The 5,700-nt window shown below is 70.4% G+C and carries 5 protein-coding genes; all 5 read left to right on the top strand.

Annotated features, from left to right (window positions below):
* The first annotated feature begins 65 nt into the window (after positions 1–65).
* Positions 66–1,445, top strand: a complete 1,380-nt coding sequence (gene lpdA / locus ACFOYY_RS14720) for a dihydrolipoyl dehydrogenase (RefSeq protein ID WP_352008815.1) — start codon at positions 66–68, stop codon at positions 1,443–1,445.
* Positions 1,446–1,481: 36 nt separating this feature from the next.
* The gene (gene sucB / locus ACFOYY_RS14725) at positions 1,482–2,924 is read left to right on the top strand and encodes a 2-oxoglutarate dehydrogenase, E2 component, dihydrolipoamide succinyltransferase (RefSeq protein WP_386190049.1); all 1,443 of its coding nucleotides are present in this window, start codon (positions 1,482–1,484) and stop codon (positions 2,922–2,924) included.
* 136 nt (positions 2,925–3,060) lie between these two features.
* The gene (locus ACFOYY_RS14730) at positions 3,061–3,957 is read left to right on the top strand and encodes a TIGR01777 family oxidoreductase (RefSeq protein ID WP_386190050.1); all 897 of its coding nucleotides are present in this window, start codon (positions 3,061–3,063) and stop codon (positions 3,955–3,957) included.
* A 37-nt stretch (positions 3,958–3,994) separates the two neighbouring features.
* Positions 3,995–4,732 (top strand): Type 1 glutamine amidotransferase-like domain-containing protein, encoded by a 738-nt coding sequence (locus tag ACFOYY_RS14735; RefSeq protein ID WP_352008812.1) that lies wholly within the window; start codon positions 3,995–3,997, stop codon positions 4,730–4,732.
* Between the two features lie 28 nt (positions 4,733–4,760).
* Positions 4,761–5,438, top strand: coding sequence for a lipoyl(octanoyl) transferase LipB (gene lipB / locus ACFOYY_RS14740; RefSeq protein ID WP_352008811.1), 678 nt, complete (start codon positions 4,761–4,763; stop codon positions 5,436–5,438).
* Positions 5,439–5,700: the final 262 nt, after the last annotated feature.

Here is a 5,700-nt window from a genome sequence, read left to right on the forward strand (position 1 = left end):
CCCCCCCGGGACACGGAGCGGGCGCGACCGCGAGAAGGTATTTCGATCCGACAAGGAGCTTTCCTGTGGCTGATGGCAGCGGCCCGTACGACATCGTCGTCCTGGGGGGCGGTAGCGGTGGGTACGCCTGCGCTCTGCGGGCGGCCGAGCTTGGCAAGACGGTCGTCCTCATCGAGAAGGACAAGATCGGCGGCACGTGCCTGCACCGGGGTTGCATCCCCACCAAGGCCCTCCTGCACTCGGCGGAGGTGGCCGACGAGACGCGGGAGAGCGAGACCTACGGCGTCAAGGCCCGCTTCGAGGGCATCGACGTGCCCGCGGTCCACGCCTTCAAGGACAAGATCGTCACGCGTGCCTGGAAGGGCGTGCAGGGCCTGCTGAAGAGCAAGGGCATCACGATCGTCGAGGGTGAGGGCCGCCTGGTCGGCCCGAACCGGATCGCCGTCGGCTCCGACGTCTACGAGGGCCGCAACGTCGTGCTGGCGACGGGCTCCGCGCCCAGGTCGCTGCCCGGCCTTGAGATCGACGGTGAGCGGATCATCACCAGCGAGCACGCGCTCAAGCTCGACCGGGTGCCCGCCTCGGTGATCGTCCTTGGCGGTGGCGTCATCGGCGTCGAGTTCGCCAGCGTCTGGCGTTCCTTCGGCGCCGAGGTGACGATCGTCGAGGGCCTGCCGCACCTGCTTCCCCTTGAGGAGGAGTCCAGCTCCAAGCTGCTGGAGCGCGCCTTCCGCCGCAGGGGCATCAAGCAGGAGCTCGGCGTCTTCTTCGAAGGTGTCAAGACCACCGACACCGGTGTCGTCGTCACCCTCGCCAACGGCAAGACCCTTGAGGCCGAGCTCCTGCTCGTCGCCGTCGGCCGTGGCGCCGTCGTGACGGGCATGGGCTTCGAGGAGGCGGGCGTCGCCGTCGAGCGGGGCACCGTCGTGGTGAACGAGTACTGCCAGACCAGTGTCCCCGGCGTCTACGCCGTCGGAGACCTGATCCCCACCCTGCAGCTGGCCCACGCGGGCTTCGCCGAGGGCATCCTGGTCGCCGAGCACATCGCCGGGCTCAACCCGGTGCCGATCGACTACGCCGGTGTCCCCAGGATCACCTACTCCGACCCCGAGGTCGCCTCGGTCGGCATCACCTCCGCCCAGGCCAGGGAGCGGGGTCACGAGATCGTCGAGTTCACCTACGACCTCGCGGGCAACCCCAAGAGCCAGATCCTGCAGACGCAGGGCGCTGTCAAGATCATCTCGGAGAAGGACGGGCCCGTTCTCGGCGTGCACATGGTCGGCCGCCGTATAGGCGAGCTCGTGACCGAGGGTCAGCTGATCTACAACTGGGAGGCGCTGCCCGCCGAGGTCGCGCAGCTCATCCACGCGCATCCGACCCAGTCCGAAGCCGTCGGTGAGGCGATGCTGGCCCTGGCCGGCAAGCCTCTGCACGTTCACAGCTAGTTCGAAGCCCTCACTCGGAACACGAGAGAAGTCATCATGCCGAAGTCCGTACAGATGCCCCAGCTCGGCGAGAGCGTAACCGAGGGCACCGTCACCCGCTGGCTGAAGAAGGAGGGCGAGCGCGTCGAGGCCGACGAGCCGCTCCTGGAGGTCTCGACCGACAAGGTCGACACCGAGATCCCCTCCCCGGCCGCGGGCATCCTCACCAAGATCGTTGTCGGCGAGGACGAGACCGTCGAGGTCGGCGCCGAGCTGGCGATCATCGACGAGAACGCCACCGAGGGCGCCGTGCAGACCGAGGCGCCCGCCCCGGCTCCCGCCCCGGCCCCCGAGCCCGAGCCCGCTCCGGCGCCCGCCCCGGCTCAGCCGATCTCCTCGATCCCGCAGCCCGCGCCCGTCGCGGCCCCGGCTCCCGCGCCTGCCCCCGCTCCGACTCCGCAGGCCGCTCCGGCTCCGCAGGCTCCCGCCCCGGCCGCCGAGCCGGTCTCCGGTGAGAGCCCGTACGTCACCCCGCTGGTCCGCAAGCTCGCCGGCGAGCACAACGTCGACCTGGAGACGCTGACCGGCACCGGTGTCGGCGGTCGCATCCGCAAGCAGGACGTGCTTGAGGCGGCCCGCAGCCAGCGTGAGCGCGCCGCCGCGGCCCAGGCCCAGGCCGCTCCGGCCCCGCAGGCCCCCGCCCCGCAGGCCGCCACCCCCGCTCAGGCGCCCGCCGCCGCCCCGGCCCCCGAGCCGGTCGCGGTGGACACCACGCTGCGTGGCCGTACCGAGAAGATGTCGCGGCTGCGGCAGACCATCGCCAAGCGCATGGTCGAGTCGCTGCAGGTCTCGGCCCAGCTCACCACCGTGGTCGAGGTCGACGTCACCAAGGTCGCCCAGCTGCGCGACCGCGCGAAGGCGGAGTTCCAGCGGCGCGAGGGCGTCAAGCTCTCGTTCATGCCGTTCTTCGCGCTGGCCACGATCGAGGCGCTCAAGCAGCACCCCAAGCTCAACGCCACGATCAACAGCGAGACCAACGAGGTCACCTACTTCGACGCCGAGCACCTGGCCTTCGCGACGGACACCGAGCGCGGCCTGATCGTCCCGGTGATCAAGGACGCGGGCGACCTCAACATCGCCGGCCTCGCCCGTAAGATCGCCGACCTGGCCGAGCGCACCCGCACCAACAAGGTGAGCCCCGACGAGCTCGGCGGCGGCACGTTCACGCTGACCAACACCGGCAGCCGTGGCGCGCTGTTCGACACGCCGATCCTCAACCAGCCGCAGGTCGGCATGCTGGGCACCGGCGCGGTCGTCAAGCGGCCCGTCGTCCTGGACACCCCCGAGGGCGAGGTCATCGCCGTCCGCTCGATGGTGTACCTCGCGCTCAGCTACGACCACCGCCTGGTCGACGGCGCCGACGCCGCCCGCTTCCTGACGACGATCAAGCGTCGTCTTGAGGAGGGCCGCTTCGAGAACCAGCTGGGCCTCAACGTCTAGCCTCCGCTTCGCGTTTCCGGGCCGGTCCGCGTTCTCGCGGGCCGGCCCGGCCTTTTTCCTCCTCCGGAGAGACATCTGCGTCCGCGGACCGCCCGGTTCCCGAAAACCCCGGGGGAGGTTGTTTAGATTGAACGACATGACGATCATCGTGACCGGCTCCTCCGGCCTGCTCGGCTCGGCCCTGACCGAGGCCCTGCGGGCCGAGGGCGCGCGGGTGGTCCGACTGGTACGGCGTGAGCCTCACGGGCCTGATGAGGCGTTCTGGAACCCGGCGGAGGGGATCCTGGACCCGGCGGCCGTCGACGGGGCGCGGGCCGTGGTGCACCTGGCCGGGGCGGGCATCGGCGACCGGCGGTGGAACGCCGACGTCAAGCGTGAGATCGCCCGCAGCCGCATCGAGGGCACCAGAACCCTGGTCGACGCGCTGACCAGGGCGGACGCCAGGCCCGAGGCGTTGCTCTCCGGTTCCGCGATCGGTTTCTACGGCGACACCGGGGACAGGGAGGTCGACGAGACGTCCCCGCCTGGCGAGGGGTTCCTGGCCCGGGAGGTGGTCGTGCCCTGGGAGGCGGAGACCGAACCCGCGCGGCAGGCGGGTATCCGGGTCGCGCTGCTGCGCACCGGCCTGGTGCTGAGCCGCGAGGGCGGCATGCTGCCCAGGATCCTGCCGATCTTCAAGATGGGGCTGGGCGCGCCGCTCGGGTCCGGCCGCCAGTACTGGTCGTGGATCACGGCCGACGACTGGGTCGGGGCCGTGCTGCGCGTCATGCGCGACCCCGGCCTCTCCGGGCCGGTGAACCTGACCGCGCCGCACCCGGTCACCAACGCGGAGTTCACCAAGACGCTCGCCCAGGCCGTACGGCGGCCCGCCATGCCGCTGGCCGTACCGGGGTTCGCGCTGCGTGCCGTCGTCGGCGGGTTCGCCGAGGAGGGGGTGCTCACCGGGCAACGGGTGATCCCCCGGCGCCTGACCGAGGTGGGGCACACGTTCCGGCATATCCGTCTCGGCGACGCACTGTCCGCCGTACTCTAGGGTCCCTGTTTCCACCACATCAGCTGGGAGATCACCTATGGGCAGGTCCGGGCAGTCTCACATCCTCGCCATCGGGGGCGGTTCCTTCCGCGCCTCACGACGGCAAGGGGTCATTGAGGCGAGCGCCCTGCTGCGGTACGCCCTCGACCTGACCGGCCAGGACCGGCCAAGACTCGGTCTGCTCGCCACCGCGACGGGTGACGACTCCCAGTGGTTGCTGAGCATGTACGGCGCGTTCCGGGCCTGGGACGTCGAGATCAGCCACCTGACCGTCTTCCCGATGCCCAACGTCGACGATCCGCGCGAGTGGATGCTGAGCCAGGACGTCATCTACGTCAGCGGCGGCAGCGTTGCCAACCTCGCGGCGCTGTGGCGGCTGCACGGCCTCGACGAGGCCTTCGAGGAGGCGTGGCGGGCGGGTGTGGTGCTGGCCGGGCAGAGCGCGGGGGCGCTGTGCTGGCACGTGGGCGGCAACACCGACTCCTTCGGGCCCGAGCTGCGGGTGTGGGCCGACGGCCTCGGGCTGCTGCCGTACTCGTGCGGCGTGCACTACAACTCCGAGCCGCAGCGTCGTGCGCTGCTGCACGAGTCGGTCGCCTCCGGTGAGCTGCCCGGTGGTTACGCCGCCGACGAGGGGGTGGCGCTGCACTACGTCGGCACCGAGTTCATCCAGGCCGTGAGCGTCGACCCGAAGGGTTACGCCTACCGGATCGAGCACGACGGGCAGGGCGGGGTCAAGGAGTTCCGCATCGAGCCTCGGCTTCTCACGACTTGAGCATGAGCGGGTCAACTACTCTTTAAGCGTGACTGAGCTGGCGATCGTTCGTCTTGGCGTTGACTTCCCCTATGAGCAGGCTTGGGATCTTCAGCGGCGCATTCACGCCCGGCGCGTGGCCGACGAGATTCCCGACACCTGTCTTCTCCTCGAACACGCTCCGGTCTACACGGCCGGCAAGCGCACCGCCGCGCACGAGCGGCCGACGGACGGCACCCCGGTCATCGACGTCGACCGGGGAGGCCGCATCACCTGGCACGGTCCAGGCCAGCTCGTCGGTTATCCGATCATCAAGCTCGGTGACCGGCTGGACGTCACCGCATACATGGGACTGCTGGAGGAGACCCTCATCCGGGTCTGCGCCGACTTCGGCGTGCAGGCGGGGCGGGTCGGGGGGCGCAGCGGCGTCTGGGTCGCCGGAGACCCCTCCCACGGCCTCCCCGACCGCCAACTCGGCGCGATCGGCATCCGCGTCACCCGGGGGGTGACGATGCACGGCTTCGCGCTCAACTGCTCCAACGACCCGAGCTGGTACAACCGCATCGTCCCGTGCGGCATCAGCGACGCCGGGGTCTCCTCGCTGTCAGCGGAGACGGGCCGCAGGATCGTGGTCGACGAGGTCACGCCGTACGCCGAGAAACGCCTGGTGGAAGCCCTGGGCGCCCAGGCCTTCGACCTCCCGGAGGAAGACCTCTTCCGCCGCTGATCCCCCGGGACCCTCAACGCCGCCCCCAGGGGTTCGCCCGAGCCTTCCCCACCAAGCATGAGAACCGTCTCCTCCCGCTTTCCACGAGGAGCATCGGCTTGTGCCTTACCGGTGCCGTGCGCGAAGAGTGCCCGGCTTGGGCGCGTCGGTGCTTGGACTGAGGAACGCAGGAGCGAAGCAACGAAGAGACGAGGGAAGACACCGACCCGAAAGCGCCCGAGCCCGCGACGCCGCCAGGCGGAGCAAAGAGACCCGGCTTGGG

Source organism: Streptosporangium jomthongense (genome assembly GCF_042650425.1).
Lineage (GTDB): Bacteria > Actinomycetota > Actinomycetes > Streptosporangiales > Streptosporangiaceae > Streptosporangium.